The sequence below is a fragment of the Pseudomonas sp. Mb7 genome (assembly GCF_054790525.1).
Genome location: NZ_CP186501.1, coordinates 3,217,953 through 3,232,332, shown reverse-complemented (window position 1 = coordinate 3,232,332; position 14,380 = coordinate 3,217,953). Strand labels below are relative to the sequence as shown.

The window sequence follows — 14,380 nt, the reverse complement described above, 5'->3', positions numbered from 1 at the left end:
TGTGGGAGCTGGCTTGCCAGCGATGGGGCCCTCAAAAACAATACAAATCTCAGCCCCGGTACCAAACCCCTTTGCCGCTCAAACGCGCCCGATCATGGGCCACGTTGAAATCCTGCTCCGGCCCTTTCGGCACAACCCCTGTCGGGTTAATGGTCTTGTGACTGCCGTAGTAGTGGTTCTTGATGTGCTGGAAATCCACCGTCTCGGCGATCCCCGGCCACTGATACAGCTCACGCAGCCAGTTCGACAGATTCGGGTAATCGGCAATCCGCCGCAGGTTGCACTTGAAGTGGCCGTGGTACACCGCGTCAAAACGAATCATCGTGGTGAACAAACGGATGTCCGCTTCCGTCAGGTACTCACCCGACAAGTAGCGATTGGCACCCAGCAGCCGGTCCAACTGATCCAGCTCGGCAAACACCTCATCGAACGCTTCTTCATAAGCCTGTTGCGACGTCGCAAAACCTGCGCGATACACGCCGTTGTTCACCGCCGGATAAATCCGCTCGTTCAGCGCATCGATCTCGCCGCGTAATGGCGCCGGGTAGAGATCCAGATCATTGCCGGTCAAACCATCAAACGCGCTGTTGAACATGCGGATGATCTCCGCTGATTCGTTGCTGACGATGCGCTTGAGCTTTTTGTCCCACAGCACCGGCACGGTGACGCGGCCGGTGTAATCGGCAGTGTCGGCGGTATAGCGCTGATGCATGAATTCAAAACCATCGAGCTTATCGCCGGTTGAGCCGAGCGCCGTGTCGAAGGTCCAGCCATTTTCCAGCATCAACCAACTGACCACCGAGACGTCGATGAGACTCTCCAGCCCTTTGAGTTTGCGCAGGATTAGCGTGCGATGCGCCCACGGACAGGCGAGCGAAACATAGAGGTGATAGCGCCCGGCCTCCGCGGCAAAACCGCCTTCACCGCTGGGGCCGGGTTCGCCGTTGGCGGTTACCCAGTTGCGGCGCTTGGCCTGTTCGCGCTGGAAGGCGCCGTCCTTGCTGCTTTCGTACCACTTGTCCTGCCAGTGGCCATCGACGAGTAAACCCATGATCAAGACTCCGTAAACCAATAATCGTTGGAGTCGAGTCTATTCCGATGAGTTCGAAAAAAAAGCGCAAAGATCGGGCGCGAATGATCGGTTAAATCGATTTGTTCCGCGCGGCCCAGTAGTGCTCGGCGGTTGCGAAGGCTTGCTCACGGCTTTGACCGAGGCCGCGCAAGGCCAGCGCCATGGTCGCAATCAACGCCATTTGCGGGTAACTGTCGACCACCTCGCCACGCCATACGGCTTTCAGGTGTTCGACGTCCAGGGTCGCCGGTTTGACGTGGCGTTGCGCCGACAATTGCGGCCATTCCTCGTCCCAGCTCTCGCCGCCGGTGGTGCCGTAGAGGTGGCTGTCGGCATCCGGGTTGATCTCGATTTCGCCGCCATCGCCTTTGACCACAATCGCCGTGTCGCCAAGCAAACCACTGGCATCGCGATGCACTGCTTGATACCCAGGATGGAAAATGCTTTGCAGGCCGCAACGCGCGCCCAGTGGATTGAGAATCCGCGCCAGGGAATGAATCGGTGAGCGTAGGCCCAGGGTGTTGCGCAAATCGATCATCTTTTGCAATTGCGGCGCCCAGTCCACCAGCGGCATGAAGGCCAGGCCACCGTTATCCAGCGCCGTGCCGACCTGCTGCCAAGTGCGGCACAGCGGAATGTTCAATTCACCAAGCAATTGCTCGCTGTACAGACGCCCGGCGGTGTGTGCGCCGCCGCCGTGCATGAAAATGCGCACGCCGTTCTGTGCCAGGCACTTGGCCGCCAGCAGATACCACGGCAGATGACGCTTCTTGCCAGCGTAAGTCGGCCAGTCCAGATCGACGTTCAGCGCCGGCGCCTGCAAGCGCTCGCGCAGGGCTTCGGTGAAGCCGGCCATCTCCTCGGCGCTTTCTTCCTTGTGCCGCAGCAACATCAGGAACGCGCCGAGCTGGGTGTCTTCAACCTTGTCGTCGAGCACCATGCCCATGGCTTCGCGGGCTTCTTCGCGCGTCAGGTCGCGCGCACCGCGTTTGCCCTTGCCGAGAATCCGCACGAATTGGGCGAACGGGTGTTCGGCAGGCGTTTCGAGGGTCAGCGCTGGAAAGTCGGTCATAAGCAATTCGTCGGTTTGGGCAGGCCCGCCAGTTTCGCGGCGAGTTTGGCAGGGGTGCCTTTGAACAGTCGGTTGAGGTGCAGGCTGTTGCCTTTGTCCGGGCCGAGTTTCAGTGCGGTGTACTTGATCAATGGCCGGGTGGCCGGGGACAGCTGGAATTCGGCATAGAAGCTGCGCAGCAGTTCGAGGACTTCCCAGTGTTCGGGCGTCAACTCGATTTCTTCTGCGGCAGCGAGGGCGCTCGCGACGTCTGCCGACCAGTCGCTGAGGTCGACCAGGAATCCGTCCTTGTCCAGTTCGATGGCGCGGGCGCCGACGGTCATGGCATTCATAACCAGCTGTTGACCTTGTCGTGATGGATCGACAGCTCGACGAAGGCCGGGTAATCAATGGCCTCAGCCCAGTCCGGGACTTCGATGGCGCGAGCCTGTGCATCTTCGGCCAGAACCAACAATTTGATCTGGCGGCTTTGCAGTGCGGTGAACGGCGCGGTGCCCGGTTGCAGAGCATAGACCGCGTCGCCGGACAGCAACACAGCATCAGCGCTGCCGATCAGGCGCAGGCAACTGGTCAGGCGATCGTCGCCAAACGGGGAATGAGACAACACATGCAAAGTCGACATCAGAGGGTGATCACCTGGTCGTAACGGTCAATAAGGGCGGTGATTTGCTCGGCGGCCAGCGGCTGCGCTTCGTCCAGCGACAGAGTCCCGAGGCCACGAGTGCTGGCGCTCTCTGCGCAGTAGAACAACTCTTCGACACCAAACATCGGTAGCGCTTGCAGGTTAGCGCTCAAGTCTTTCTGTTGCAGGGCCTTGGCGTTCTGCCCGGCGGCGAGTTGCAGCACGCCATCATCGAGAAACAGCAAGCCAATGGGCAGATCGAAGGCGCCACCGGCCAGCACGATGTCCAGCGCTTCGCGGGCCGCGGGGCCAGACCATGGCGATTGACGGCTGATGATCAACAGGGATTTAGCCATCTCACGCACCTCCAAAGCAGATCAAACGGTCAGCGTCTTGAATCGCGTCATGCAACTGACCGAGGCCGGACAATTCCCACGGCGCGCTGACGGAAACGGCGTCACGCTGATAGCGCTTGGCTTCTTCAGCGTCCAGCACGCCACGGCGCAGGGCGGCGGCGATGCACACCACGCCGTCGAGCTTTTGTTCGGTGATGAAGGTGCGCCATTGTTTGGGCAGGTCCAGTTCGTCCTGCGGGGTGACCAGCGCGTCCGAAGCGTTGTAAACGCCGTCCTGATAGAAAAACAGCCGGACAATTTCATGCCCACCGGCCAGCGCGGCTTGTGCAAACAGCAGGGCACGGCGCGAGGAGGGCGCATGGGCGGCGGAAAACAGCGCAATGGCGAACTTCATAACGGACTCGATCAGCAAAACTGCGGCCATGATAAAGCATTGCAGACCGCAAAGGATCGCAGCCTCGTTTTACTCGACAGCTCCTACATGAGCGTTGGTTGAGGAATCCGTTAGCGGGGCATGTAGCCCAGTTGCCAGCGGCGCGGGATTTTCAGGGAGAACAGCCCGATGATTGCAGCCAGCAAACCGCTGACAAACATCGCCTTCAGTCCCAAATGATGTTCCAGCACCGCCCCCAGAATCGCGCCGATAAACATCCCGCTCCACGGCACCAGTTGCACCCGCCAGCCGCTGCGCCGTTCGCCAAGCATCCAGCGTCCCAAACCACGGCCGAACCGCGACAATGCGCCAGTCACGTAAGTCAGTCCGACCGGCAAGCCGTTCACCTCTTCAACCGACGCGTTGAGCATGCCCATCGCAATGATCGCCGCCATCAGCGCCGGCAGTTGGGTGTCGAATGGCCAGGCGGCCGCCGCACACAGCAGGGTGGCGATACACAGCAGCAGCGGCAGCGCCCGGCGGCCACCGAAACGGGCAACGATAACGCCCAAGGCGTTCCCGGCTATAAAAGTGGCGACGAGGATCAACAAACGCAGGGTCAGCCCGATATCACCATCGCTGATCGCCACGGCAAGTCGGGTGGTGTTGCCGCTCATGAACGAGACGAAGTCGCCGCTGGCCATAAAGCCGATGGCGTCGGTCATGCCGGCCAGTACCGAGAGGCTGGCCACCAGCGCCAGACCAATCCGCCCGCGCCACTTCTGAGTGTGCAGATGCCCGGGGCTGGCGCGGTGAGTCGAGGCGGATGGCAGCATCGGTAGAAGTGTCCTTGGTCGGCGGTTATGGTTCTATGCCATACAGATCGCAATATTCCAGCCAGCCCATATGAGCCATTTCTGCGACTTCACGATGCACCTCAAGGCGCTGCGCTTGATATTCCTCAGGCGTTGCGGCCGTCAGTAGCAGTGTCAGCTCCCAGGCAAACAGACCTTGTTCTTCCGCCTCGGCCTCAAATGCTTCATGCAGTCGCTCTTCACGATACTGCGCCTGCGTTTCGCCTTTGGCCTGAGCCAGTAGCGGGTTGAGGTGGTCGAGGGATTCGCGCAGTTCGGGACGCGCGTCGAGAAATACTTTCAGGGCATGTTCATGTCGCTGGTCGGTAGGCGCCATGTGTTTTCCTTGTGAGGCTGATGACCTTAGGTTGCCGCAGCGGCCTGCGCCTGTCGCGCTATAAATGCAGTAAAGCAGAACGATTCCTGCTGCTGCGATGATACAGTCCGCTTTTTTCTGAATGAGCGAATGCAATGCGAATTCTGATGGTAGCGCTGGCCGCGACACTGCTGGCCGGTTGCGCAGGCTCGGTGATGGACGATGCTCGCACGAAAACCCCGTACAAGGTATTGACGTCGGACAAAGCCGAAAAAGACGTGGCGCGTTGTGTGCAGTTCGGCTGGCAGGACGAAGCGGTGTTTGGCGTGGATGCGGCGGCGTATCTGGAACCGCGTAAATCGGGCGGTACGACGGTGTATACCCGTTCGGCAGAGTCTTTTGTCGATGTGCTCACCGAAGCATCGGGTACGACGCTGAATTACTACGCGCAGAAGGATGATTTTGTCGCCAAGCGCCGGTTGGCCGCGTTGGCGACTTGCCTCTGATCATGCGTTGACGTGGCTGTCGGCATCGTCGGAACGCCGCCCGGAGCAGGCTCAATCCTACCGTGGAATGCATTCCAAATGTGGGAGCGAGCCTGCTCGCGAAGGGGTCGGTACATTCAACCTACAAGTCGCTTCTGGAAAAAATGCCGCTTGTGCCCCGGCGGATAATCGACAATCTCACCAAACTGGCTGTACCCGAGTTTCTTGTAGAACTCCGGTGCCTGAAAGTCGAACGTGTCGAGCCATGCGCCGATGCAGCCTTTCTCCCGCGCCAGCTCTTCGGCCATGCGCATCAGTTTCGAGCCAATACCCTGGCCCCGGCCTGCTTCAGGCACTGACAGCAAATCGATGAACAACCACTGGCAGACCAGCCGGCCATAGAGTCCACCCAGAATCTGATCGTGATCGTCACGCACCAGCAGGGTGAGCGGTTCGGATACCGCGATCCCGGCCTTGGCCACGTTATAGGCATGCAGGGGGGCGAGAATCGCTTGGCGTTCTTCTTCTGTGGAATGTTGTGACAACTCGATGCGCAAGTTCATGCCTGACTTCCTTGTGGTTTGAACCCGCAGCCTATCCTGCCCGGCGGTGATCTTCCAAGCCCCTCTCAACCCGGTGGAACTGCCGCTCACGCGCCGGGGTCTAGCTTTTACAGCGTCATTCCAGCACGCGGTTGATGAGGATCCCCCATGAATATTTTCGAAGCCCTTCGCGAAAGCCATGAGCGCCAGCGTAGCTACGCCAAAACCCTGATCGAAACCAGCGGCGACACCCCGGAGCGGGTCGAGGCGTACAAACAACTCAAAGCCGAACTCCAAGCCCACGAAACCGCCGAAGAACGCCATTTCTACATTCCGTTGATGGAGCTAGACGAGGGTGTCGATCTGAGCCGCCATGCCATCGCTGAACACCATGAAATGGACGAGATGATGGAAGAACTCGACGAGACCGAGATGTCCAGTCCCGCGTGGTTGGCAACCGCGAAGAAGCTGTCGGACAAGGTTCATCATCATTTGAAGGAAGAAGAGCAGAAGTTCTTCCAGATGGCCGGCAAATTGCTCAACGAGAAACAGAAAGTACAACTCGCCGGGCAGTACGAAAAGGAGTTCAAGGCACAGTTGCCGTGAGTACTGAATGGCAGTTTTTGCAGCATCGGCGTGTAATCTTTTGGCGTCATCTCGGGTGGGTATTATCGTAAATGACTGGATATGCATCCAGTATTTGCAGTGTTTTGCTGGCCTTCATCCGCTGACTGCGACAAAACCGCCGATGGACAAAAAATTCGCCTCCGTTAGCTTGAAGGCCTCTCCTCGGAAAGGAGAGTTCTTAAATCAACGGAGTGAAAAACATGAATCAACCACAAGCACAAACCCAACTGCGACATGGTCGCGTCATCTCTCCTGCCAGCCGCGGTGCGGTGGCCATTGAGCAAGGACTGCTCGGTGCCTGGCAGGTCAATGAAATGGAAGGCGGGAAAAATTTCCCGGCGCTGGCAGCGGGGCCGTTTCCGGCGCCATTCCAGAGCGACTCGGACAGTGTCACGCCACCGGCCGACGGCTACATTCTCAGCGGTGGTAAGAGTGATGGCCGCGACTGCGTTAACTTCACCCATGAAGAAATGAGCAAGAAACTCGGTCGTCCATTCACCTGGCCGCTGCTCAATGTCACCCCGGGACAAACCCTCGAAATCAAGTGGGAATACACCGCGCCGCACACCACTCGCGGCTATCGCTGGCTGATCACCAAGGACGGCTGGGACCCGAAACAGCGCATCACCCGTGCGCAACTGGAAAGCCAACCGTTCTTCGAGGACTTCTACACTCAGGTGCCGTATTACAGCTACCCGAATGAGCTGAAGGCCAAGGTCAATCACGCGGTGAAACTGCCGGCCAACAAAAAAGGCCATCACGTGATCGTGCTGATGTGGATCGTCGCCAACACCGGCAACGCTTTCTATCAGGCCTTCGACGTCGACTTCAAATAACGGCGCTGCGTCGCCAAACCCACACGTTCTGAAGGATTAGAACATGTCAAAAATCGATTTCTCTTTAGTGCAAAACGCCGCGAGCGATGCCGCCTCGCTGATGCCGAGCATTGCCGGCAAAAAGATCCTCATGGGCTTCTGGCACAACTGGCCCGCAGGCCCGAGCGATGGTTATCGTCAGGGCCGCTTCGCCAGCCTGTCGCTGGAGCAAGTGCCCAAGGAGTACAACGTGGTCGCGGTGGCCTTTATGAAGGGCAGCGGGATTCCGACCTTCAAGCCGTTCAACGTTTCCGATGCCGAGTTCCGCCGTCAGGTCGGCGTGCTCAACAGCCAAGGGCGGGCCGTGTTGATCTCCCTCGGTGGCGCCGATGCGCACATCGAGTTGCGCAGCGGTCAGGAACAACCGCTGGCCAATGAAATCATCCGTCTGGTGGAAACCTACGGCTTCGACGGCCTGGATATTGATCTTGAACAGAGCGCGATTGATTTCGCGGCCAACAAGACCGTCCTGCCGGCCGCACTGAAACTGGTCAAGGATCACTACGCAGGCCAAGGCAAGCACTTCATCATCAGCATGGCCCCAGAGTTTCCTTATCTGACCAGCACCGGCAAATACGTGAGCTACCTGCAGGCACTGGAAGGCTACTACGACTTCATCGCCCCACAGTTCTACAACCAGGGTGGCGACGGTGTCTGGGTGCAGGAAGCCAACGACGGTGCAGGTGCGTGGATTGCGCAGAACAACGACCCGCTGAAGGAGGATTTCCTTTACTACCTGACTGAAAGCCTGGTGACCGGTACTCGCGGCTTCACCAGAATTCCGGCGGACAAGTTCGTCATCGGCCTGCCGGCCAACAACGATGCGGCGGCCACCGGTTATGTGATCGACAAAACCGTGGTCGGTAACGTTCTTAAGCGTCTGGCTATCAAGGGGCTGCCGATCAAAGGCTTGATGACTTGGTCGGTGAACTGGGACAACGGCATCAGCAAGGATGGCTTGCCGTACAACTGGGAGTTCAGCCGGCGTTATGGGCCGTTGATTCACGGGGTCTCTTTCGCCGAGCAGGATATCGATGACACGCGTTCGCTCATCGCTCGTTAGTTGCAAATAAAGAAGCCCGGTAGCGCTGCCGGGCTTCTTTGTTGGTTTGGAATGCGTGTGGGTATGTTTTTATTCGGTTTTAACCAGGACATAAAGATTGTCATTGATCGACATCTTTTCGATTCTGTTTAAAGAGATAAGCTCTTTGAATTCTTTTTCGAGTGTTTTCTTGTCGCAGTATTTTTCATATGTAAGCGGCCTGTCCAAAGCGTAAATGTAAAGGCGCCATACGTCAAAGCCGTCGATTCTGCTGTTCGAGCCGTAATCGAAGTCCACTGATTCTGATGGGAAATGAATGGCGCACCCTACGCCGTGCAGTTCATATTGAATTTCATCAGTTATTTCACCGCAGCGTTCGATTTGCTTGCTCCGCCAGAGTCTTAAAATATTCCGAGTGCCAAATTTTTTTTGTAGTAATTCTGTTCCACTTTCAACTTTTGAAAGAAAGTCAGTTATTAGGTCCTCAAGATTTTTATCGGCTATTTTCATCTTCTTCTGTGATGCTCCAATCGGTCGTGTCCGACATTGTTAGCTGATTCAATGACTTCTTCGATCGTATTAAGTTGTCCTTTGTGCTCTCTGATGTTCGTGATCAAATTTATAGTTATTGGCGTTGCTGTTTGTTTTGCAGCTGCTGCACGGTGATGTCCATCTAGAATATAGAAGGTGCCCTGATGTTCTGCTACGTCTATGGGATAGCTGACATCGTAGCCACCTGCTCGCATCTGATCTCTTATTTTTTCGACGCGTTTAGTTGAATTTTTTCCCATAATTGCATGCGTTCGCTTCACTGAATGTGGGTCAACGCCATGAATCAAGTCCGGTAATTGTGGATCACCCTCATCAACCTTAGCCCCACCAACCCCACCCGGCACCTCACACCCAGGTTTATTCGGCGGCGGACAATTGGAGTTCAACCCCAACGGATCCACCCACCCCGTCGGATTCGGCACGTACTGGTACTGATTCAATCCACCAGCCAACTTGATCGGATCCGGTGTCAGATACCGCCCCAGCCTCGGGTCGTAATACCGATGCCGGTTGTAATGCAGCCCGCTTTCGCCATCGAAGTACTGCCCCTGAAAGCGCAGCGGCTGGTTCAGGTAGTCGTCGCCGGCCAGGGTCAGTGCGGCGACTTTGCCGTAGGCGTCGTATTGCGCGGACCAAACGATGTCGCCGCTGTAGTCGGTGAGTTCCTGCGGGGTGCCGAGGTGGTCGAGTTGGTAGTAGAAGGGACAGGCTTTTTGCGGGCCTTTGCCGTCGAGCAGCGCGAGGGGGCGGAAGGTGCCGGGTTCGTAGACGTAGCTGCGGTATTCGCGTTCGCTGCTTTCGGCGACGAGGTGGTCGCCTTGCCAGAAGAACTCGGTGGTCTCGCCGTCGACGGTTTTGCGGATGCGTCGGCCGAAGGCGTCGTACTTGTAAGACGCGGTCTGGCCATCCGGGCGGGTCAGGCCGATCAGGCGGTGCTGGCAGTCGTAGCGGTATTCGGTGACGAGTTTTTGTCCGCTGCCGCGACGTTCGCGGATCAGGTTGCCGAAGGCGTCGTAGTCGTAGTGGCGGTCGCCCTGCATCAGCAAGCGGTTGCCTTTGATCTGACTCGGGCCGGGGCGGTCCTGCATCAGCAGGTTGCCGGCCGGGTCGTGGGCGAAGCTTTCCGGCAGTTCGTCGCGCGAGTGACGGACGCGGATCAGCCGGTCGAGGCCGTCGTAGCCGTAGGTACGCTGGCCGTGGCGGCTGTCGGCGATGTGCGCGAGATTGCCGTTGGCGTTGTAGGCATAATCGCGGCGGTACAACGCATCGCGCTGATGGCCTACGGCGTGGGCGAGTAATCGTCCCTGATCGTCGTAGGAGTATTCGCTGAGCAGCAGGCCTTGCTGACGTTGCCGTTCGCGACCGGACTGGTAGACGTGACGGGTCAGCGGCGCGCCGTTGAGGTCGATGCCGCTCAGCGCGCCACCCTTGGCGTGGTGGTAGTCGAGCACGCTGTTGTCCGGCAGACGCATGCGCTTGAGCTGGCCGCAGGCGTCGTAGCGGTAACGCAGGGTGCCCCAGCCCTGATGCTCGGTGATCAAGCGGTTCTGGCGGTCGTACTCGAAGGCCAGCGGGTGTTGCTGGCCGTCGTCGACACCAGTCAGACGGCCGAGGCGGTCGTATTGGTAGGTGACCTTGAGGCCGTCGGGCAGGGTTTTGGCCAGAAGACGCCCGGCAGCATCGCGCTCATAAGCGGTGACCAGTTGCGAGCCGTCGTCACCGAACTCGGTCTTCTCCAGCAGATGGCCGTTGAGGTCATAGGCGTACGCCGTGCGCCGGCCGTCAAAACCGACCTCCTGACGAATCAGCCCGGTCGGCGTGTAGTCCAGCCGATACTTTTCCCCGGATTCGTTTTCGATCTCGGTGAGCAATAACTGCGCATGGTCGTAGCGGTACTGCACCCGCGTGCCGTCGGGGTTGATCCGCCGCGAGACCAGGTGCAGGTCGTCGTCGTATTCGTAGCGGGTGATGCGCCCCAGCTCATCGCGCTCGGCAGTGACCTGGCCGTAGGCGCCGTAGCTGTAGGCGCGGGTGCTGCCGGTAGGAAACGTCGTCTGAATCAGTCGGCCAACCGCATCCCAATGTTGCCGGGTGACCGCACCGTGTTCGTCCGCAGTCGTGGTCCGCCGCCCCAGCGCGTCGTAGGAAAAACGCCGTACGCCACCGTCGGGCAGGGTTTCCTCGGTCAACTGGCCGAGGCTGTTCCAGACCAAGCGATGCCGGCTGCTGTCCGGATAACGGATCGACAGCAACTGGCCACGGGTGTCGTAGTAGTAATGGGTGACCTGACCGTCGGGATCGACTGCCTCGGTGACGTCACCCTCGGCATTGCGCCGGTAGATCCACACCGCCTCGCCGCGTGAACGCCGGTACAGGAAACCGTTGCGATACTCGTAGGACGTTGGCGCGTCAGCCGGCGGAATCAGCGCGATCAGCCGTCCGACCTCGTCATAGCGGTATTCGGTGACCGCGCCTAACGCATCCTGCTCGGCGATCAAGCGACCCGATGAGTCATAGGCCTTGAGCTGTTCACCACCGTCCGCCTCGACCTTGCGCACCAGCCGCGCACGATCATCGTGGACGTAAGTCTCTTCGGTGCCATCGACGTAATGCACCGCGACACTGCCGTCGTCATTCCAGACGTAGCGCGTGTCCATCTGCGAGAACGATGCCCAGTGCCTGACACACCTAGCGGCTTTCCCCAACCGCTCCCACTCCCAGAAGAAACTCGCCCCGCCAGCCAGCTGCCGCTGCAGGATTACGTGAGCGTCGTCGTAGTCGTAACGCTCGCTGTCACCGACGGCGTTAGTGGCCTCGATCAGGTGTTGATAAGCGTCGTAGCGGTAACTGATCAGTGCCTGTTCGGTGCCCCAGGCACCGTCGCGAAACACCTGGTAATCCACACCGAGCAACTGCGCGCGGTCATAGCGCAACAACAGCGAACGCCCGGCGCCGTTGTCCAGGCGCTGCACCCGGTCAGACCGATCGCGCTGCACCGTCAGACGATTGCCATAGGCATCGCTGATCGCTGTCAGCCGTCCCGCGCGAAAGTGATAAAACCGCGCCGTTTCCCCGGCCAGCGCGAGGATCAGTTCTTCCGGTTCATCGCCAAGGAAAATCGCCGACCGCGACAGGCTGTTGTGAATCGCCAGTCGTTCAACGCTCGGCAACGGAAAACGGGTACGACGGTTTTCGTGATCGACCCAAACCACCTCATCAGCGAAAAACTCCAGCCGATGCGCCAGCGAATGGCTCCAGCCAAACCCGAGCCCGATATCGATTTCGGCGGCGCTGGAGCGATACAACCGCGCAAACTCAAACGGCAACACGCCATCAAGCACCGCATCGCTCAGGGTCAGCAGTTCTTCGCCAGTGACCATCGACACCGGACAACCGTTGGTGCAGGTGAAGGGCACGCAATCAGCGCTGTCGCCGTTAGGGTTTTTCGCCTGATCCGGCGAGTCGTCATGCGGCTCATGCCGTTGCAACCGGCTCGAAGCGCCAGACTTGTCCCGCACAACAGGCGCCGGATTCGGCACCGTCAACACCAGCGAGTCGGCCTGACGAATGTTCAGCGGTATCGACGGTGTCGGTTTCAACTCAACGTCACGCGCGTGAAACATCAGCGGCTTCAACGCGCCCGCGTGTTTGTTCAGTTCCGGCGCTGACGTTAATTCCGCCAGCCGCAACGCCGACGCCGCCAGCCATTCCCGCGCGCGTGGTGACTTGACCTTCGCCAGCACTTTGCTGCTCAGGCGCACCGGCACGCCGATGCCACCCGACAACCCCACCAGCAGAAAACTGACCAGCAGCTCGGCCCGAACCTCGGCCACCACTTCGGCCAGGTATTGCGGCGGCAGCATCTTCAGCCAACTGGTAAACGCGGCCAGATGAATGAACAGCAGCGGTTCGTCACTGAGGATCAGCAGACCGTTGGCGATGGCCTCGCTGGACGCTTGCAGGAGCGCTTCAAGTTCAGCCTCGCTGAGGTACTCAAGCAGTTTTTCGCTGTTGGCCTGCAGGTCGGCGAGGAGGGCGAATACTTGTTTGATGTCGTCCCAAACGCCATTCAGTGCTTTCTCGAATCCACGCCAGTCGGCCTGCTGCAACTGACCGTACCGGTCAAGAAACCCGGCGTTGGAAAACTCCGTCCACTGCGGCTGGAATTCGCGCCATTCCCCGCGCAGCCAGCCTTCCAGGCCTGCAATGACACCCTCATAAGAGGCATACAGAGCACGTACATGGTCGGTGGACACATCGGGAAAGAAGGTGATGCGATAACGCTGGCCCCGATCGCAGTCGGTCACTTGCAGAATGCCGCTGGGGCCGATGGTGTGGTGCAGCGGTTCGCCGAAAGTCAGCACACCGCCGACATCGGCAATCACCGGTTCAAGGGTTACCGGGGTGTTGCCGATCGGCACAAACCGCGCGGCCTCGAACATATGCACCAGCGTCAGCGACCCGCTGGCCGAGCACATGACCACCGATGAACTGAGCGGCTGGCGTGACTTGATCGGCGCACTGAGGCGCACGTCGTTGCCGGCGGTGAAGACCTGCTCGACATCCAGCGCGGTGCCTGTCCAGAACTGCTCGGCCCAGGCGTCGTAGTGGTTCAGGCACAGGCGGAATTCGCGGATCAGGTGTTCGAAGTCCGGCTCGTCGGGATTCAAAGCAGCAACAACGAGCAGGCCGATGCTGTTGTTCAGGGCCAGCAGCCGATCGGTTGGAAGCATTCGCAGTCTCTCGCGCACATCAAAAAGGTGCGGGGACTTTGCGGGGGATCAATCAGGAAAGAAGTCGGGCGAGTAGGCGATATCTGTAGGATGTTTCGACATGGTTTGTAGGGCGGTATAGGGTTTCGTATTTTCGTTCACAAAAAAGCACCTACCCGGGTGCCTTCAATGACAAAAGGATCAAGCGTCATGTCCAACACAGCCGAGCGGGTCAACATCGTCGACACTCAGGTGTTGTCCCATGACTGGTATCTGCTGAAGAAAATCACCTTCGACTATCACCGCAACAACGGCGAGTGGCAGCGTCAGACCCGTGAAGTCTATGACCGAGGCAACGGTGCAGCGATTTTGCTGTTCAACCGCGAGCAGCGCACGGTGGTACTGACCCGGCAGTTTCGTTTGCCGGTATTCGTCAATGGTCATGATGGTTTGTTGATCGAGGTGGCTGCAGGCTTGCTCGAGGGCGCTGCGCCGGAGCAGCGGATTCGCGATGAAGCCGAAGAGGAAACCGGTTATCGCGTGCACGATGTGAAGAAGGTATTCGAGGCCTACATGAGTCCGGGTTCAGTGACCGAGAAGCTGCACTTTTTCATTGCCGAATACGACGCGGCATCGAAGGTCAGCGAAGGTGGTGGTCTGGAAGAAGAGACTGAAGAACTTGAAGTGCTGGAGTGGAGCTTCGACGAAGCGCTGGCGGCGTTTCAGCGCGGCGAGATCTGCGACGCCAAGACCATCATGCTGTTGCAGTACGCGGCGATGAATAACGTGTTTACCTGATAAATCAAAAGATCGCAGCCTTCGGCAGCTTCTACAGGAAAACGCATTCCAGGGTAGGAGCTGCCGAAGGCTGCGATCTCTT

The 14,380-nt window shown here is 58.7% G+C and carries 15 protein-coding genes and 1 pseudogene; 5 read left to right on the top strand and 11 right to left on the bottom strand.

The features are described from left to right. Positions 1–49 precede the first annotated feature (49 nt). From ACOYXH_RS14555 to ACOYXH_RS14520, 8 genes are all read right to left on the bottom strand, one after another. Entirely contained in the window at positions 50–1,051 is a 1,002-nt protein-coding gene (locus ACOYXH_RS14555) for a glutathione S-transferase family protein (protein ID WP_258708465.1), read from the bottom strand. Between the two features lie 91 nt (positions 1,052–1,142). Next, entirely contained in the window at positions 1,143–2,144 is a 1,002-nt protein-coding gene (locus ACOYXH_RS14550) for a glycosyl transferase family protein (RefSeq protein WP_095124502.1), read from the bottom strand. Further along, positions 2,141–2,476, bottom strand: coding sequence for a TusE/DsrC/DsvC family sulfur relay protein (locus tag ACOYXH_RS14545; RefSeq protein WP_095124503.1), 336 nt, complete (start codon positions 2,474–2,476; stop codon positions 2,141–2,143). The genes ACOYXH_RS14550 and ACOYXH_RS14545 overlap by 4 nt, the downstream gene beginning before the upstream one ends. Continuing rightward, the gene (tusB, locus tag ACOYXH_RS14540; protein WP_099756634.1) at positions 2,473–2,766 is read right to left on the bottom strand and encodes a sulfurtransferase complex subunit TusB; all 294 of its coding nucleotides are present in this window, start codon (positions 2,764–2,766) and stop codon (positions 2,473–2,475) included. The genes ACOYXH_RS14545 and tusB overlap by 4 nt, the downstream gene beginning before the upstream one ends. Next, positions 2,766–3,122 carry a sulfurtransferase complex subunit TusC gene (gene tusC / locus ACOYXH_RS14535; protein WP_258708464.1) on the bottom strand — a complete coding sequence of 119 codons (357 nt, stop codon included), beginning with the start codon at positions 3,120–3,122 and terminating at the stop codon, positions 2,766–2,768. Before tusC ends, tusB begins: the two co-directional genes overlap by 1 nt. A 1-nt stretch (position 3,123) precedes the next feature. Continuing rightward, a complete protein-coding gene (gene tusD / locus ACOYXH_RS14530) occupies positions 3,124–3,516 on the bottom strand; it encodes a sulfurtransferase complex subunit TusD (RefSeq protein WP_258708463.1) in 393 nt (130 codons plus the stop codon). 110 nt (positions 3,517–3,626) lie between these two features. After that, positions 3,627–4,331, bottom strand: coding sequence for a YoaK family protein (locus ACOYXH_RS14525; protein WP_258708462.1), 705 nt, complete (start codon positions 4,329–4,331; stop codon positions 3,627–3,629). Positions 4,332–4,356: 25 nt separating this feature from the next. After that, positions 4,357–4,686: a DUF6388 family protein gene (locus ACOYXH_RS14520; RefSeq protein WP_258708461.1), complete on the bottom strand. Its 330-nt coding sequence runs from the start codon at positions 4,684–4,686 to the stop codon at positions 4,357–4,359. 134 nt (positions 4,687–4,820) lie between these two features. Between ACOYXH_RS14520 and ACOYXH_RS14515 the strand changes: the two genes are divergently transcribed. Further along, positions 4,821–5,171, top strand: a complete 351-nt coding sequence (locus ACOYXH_RS14515) for a hypothetical protein (protein ID WP_093434342.1) — start codon at positions 4,821–4,823, stop codon at positions 5,169–5,171. A 116-nt stretch (positions 5,172–5,287) separates the two neighbouring features. Here the strand turns inward: ACOYXH_RS14515 and ACOYXH_RS14510 are convergent, their stop codons facing one another. Further along, entirely contained in the window at positions 5,288–5,713 is a 426-nt protein-coding gene (locus ACOYXH_RS14510; RefSeq protein WP_095048058.1) for a GNAT family N-acetyltransferase, read from the bottom strand. Positions 5,714–5,860: 147 nt separating this feature from the next. Between ACOYXH_RS14510 and ACOYXH_RS14505 the strand changes: the two genes are divergently transcribed. From ACOYXH_RS14505 to ACOYXH_RS14495, 3 genes and pseudogenes are all read left to right on the top strand, one after another. Beyond that, positions 5,861–6,298, top strand: a complete 438-nt coding sequence (locus ACOYXH_RS14505; protein WP_093434348.1) for a hemerythrin domain-containing protein — start codon at positions 5,861–5,863, stop codon at positions 6,296–6,298. Between the two features lie 221 nt (positions 6,299–6,519). Next, positions 6,520–7,155 (top strand): lytic polysaccharide monooxygenase auxiliary activity family 9 protein, encoded by a 636-nt coding sequence (locus tag ACOYXH_RS14500; RefSeq protein ID WP_258708460.1) that lies wholly within the window; start codon positions 6,520–6,522, stop codon positions 7,153–7,155. 43 nt (positions 7,156–7,198) lie between these two features. Then, positions 7,199–8,200: pseudogene (locus ACOYXH_RS14495) on the top strand (chitinase); the annotation flags it as partial. Positions 8,201–8,326: 126 nt separating this feature from the next. Here ACOYXH_RS14495 and ACOYXH_RS14490 read toward each other — a convergent pair. Beyond that, a complete protein-coding gene (locus ACOYXH_RS14490) occupies positions 8,327–8,746 on the bottom strand; it encodes a DUF6896 domain-containing protein (RefSeq protein WP_460410851.1) in 420 nt (139 codons plus the stop codon). Further along, positions 8,743–13,521 (bottom strand): RHS repeat-associated core domain-containing protein, encoded by a 4,779-nt coding sequence (locus tag ACOYXH_RS14485; protein ID WP_460410850.1) that lies wholly within the window; start codon positions 13,519–13,521, stop codon positions 8,743–8,745. The genes ACOYXH_RS14490 and ACOYXH_RS14485 overlap by 4 nt, the downstream gene beginning before the upstream one ends. A gap of 189 nt (positions 13,522–13,710) precedes the next feature. On the opposite strand from ACOYXH_RS14485, the gene ACOYXH_RS14480 reads away from it, so the two are divergent. Then, positions 13,711–14,298: an NUDIX domain-containing protein gene (locus ACOYXH_RS14480; protein ID WP_460410849.1), complete on the top strand. Its 588-nt coding sequence runs from the start codon at positions 13,711–13,713 to the stop codon at positions 14,296–14,298. The last annotated feature ends 82 nt before the right edge of the window (positions 14,299–14,380 follow it).

Coding starts and splice junctions, on each gene's coding strand:
- tusB (WP_099756634.1), bottom strand. CDS start 2,766: ATGTCGACTTTGCATGTGTTGTCTCATTCCCCGTTTGGCGACGATCGC.
- tusC (WP_258708464.1), bottom strand. CDS start 3,122: ATGGCTAAATCCCTGTTGATCATCAGCCGTCAATCGCCATGGTCTGGC.
- ACOYXH_RS14505 (WP_093434348.1), top strand. CDS start 5,861: ATGAATATTTTCGAAGCCCTTCGCGAAAGCCATGAGCGCCAGCGTAGC.
- ACOYXH_RS14485 (WP_460410850.1), bottom strand. CDS start 13,521: ATGCTTCCAACCGATCGGCTGCTGGCCCTGAACAACAGCATCGGCCTG.
- ACOYXH_RS14545 (WP_095124503.1), bottom strand. CDS start 2,476: ATGAATGCCATGACCGTCGGCGCCCGCGCCATCGAACTGGACAAGGAC.
- ACOYXH_RS14555 (WP_258708465.1), bottom strand. CDS start 1,051: ATGGGTTTACTCGTCGATGGCCACTGGCAGGACAAGTGGTACGAAAGC.
- ACOYXH_RS14510 (WP_095048058.1), bottom strand. CDS start 5,713: ATGAACTTGCGCATCGAGTTGTCACAACATTCCACAGAAGAAGAACGC.
- ACOYXH_RS14520 (WP_258708461.1), bottom strand. CDS start 4,686: ATGGCGCCTACCGACCAGCGACATGAACATGCCCTGAAAGTATTTCTC.
- ACOYXH_RS14550 (WP_095124502.1), bottom strand. CDS start 2,144: ATGACCGACTTTCCAGCGCTGACCCTCGAAACGCCTGCCGAACACCCG.
- ACOYXH_RS14480 (WP_460410849.1), top strand. CDS start 13,711: ATGTCCAACACAGCCGAGCGGGTCAACATCGTCGACACTCAGGTGTTG.
- ACOYXH_RS14500 (WP_258708460.1), top strand. CDS start 6,520: ATGAATCAACCACAAGCACAAACCCAACTGCGACATGGTCGCGTCATC.
- ACOYXH_RS14515 (WP_093434342.1), top strand. CDS start 4,821: ATGCGAATTCTGATGGTAGCGCTGGCCGCGACACTGCTGGCCGGTTGC.
- ACOYXH_RS14490 (WP_460410851.1), bottom strand. CDS start 8,746: ATGAAAATAGCCGATAAAAATCTTGAGGACCTAATAACTGACTTTCTT.
- tusD (WP_258708463.1), bottom strand. CDS start 3,516: ATGAAGTTCGCCATTGCGCTGTTTTCCGCCGCCCATGCGCCCTCCTCG.
- ACOYXH_RS14525 (WP_258708462.1), bottom strand. CDS start 4,331: ATGCTGCCATCCGCCTCGACTCACCGCGCCAGCCCCGGGCATCTGCAC.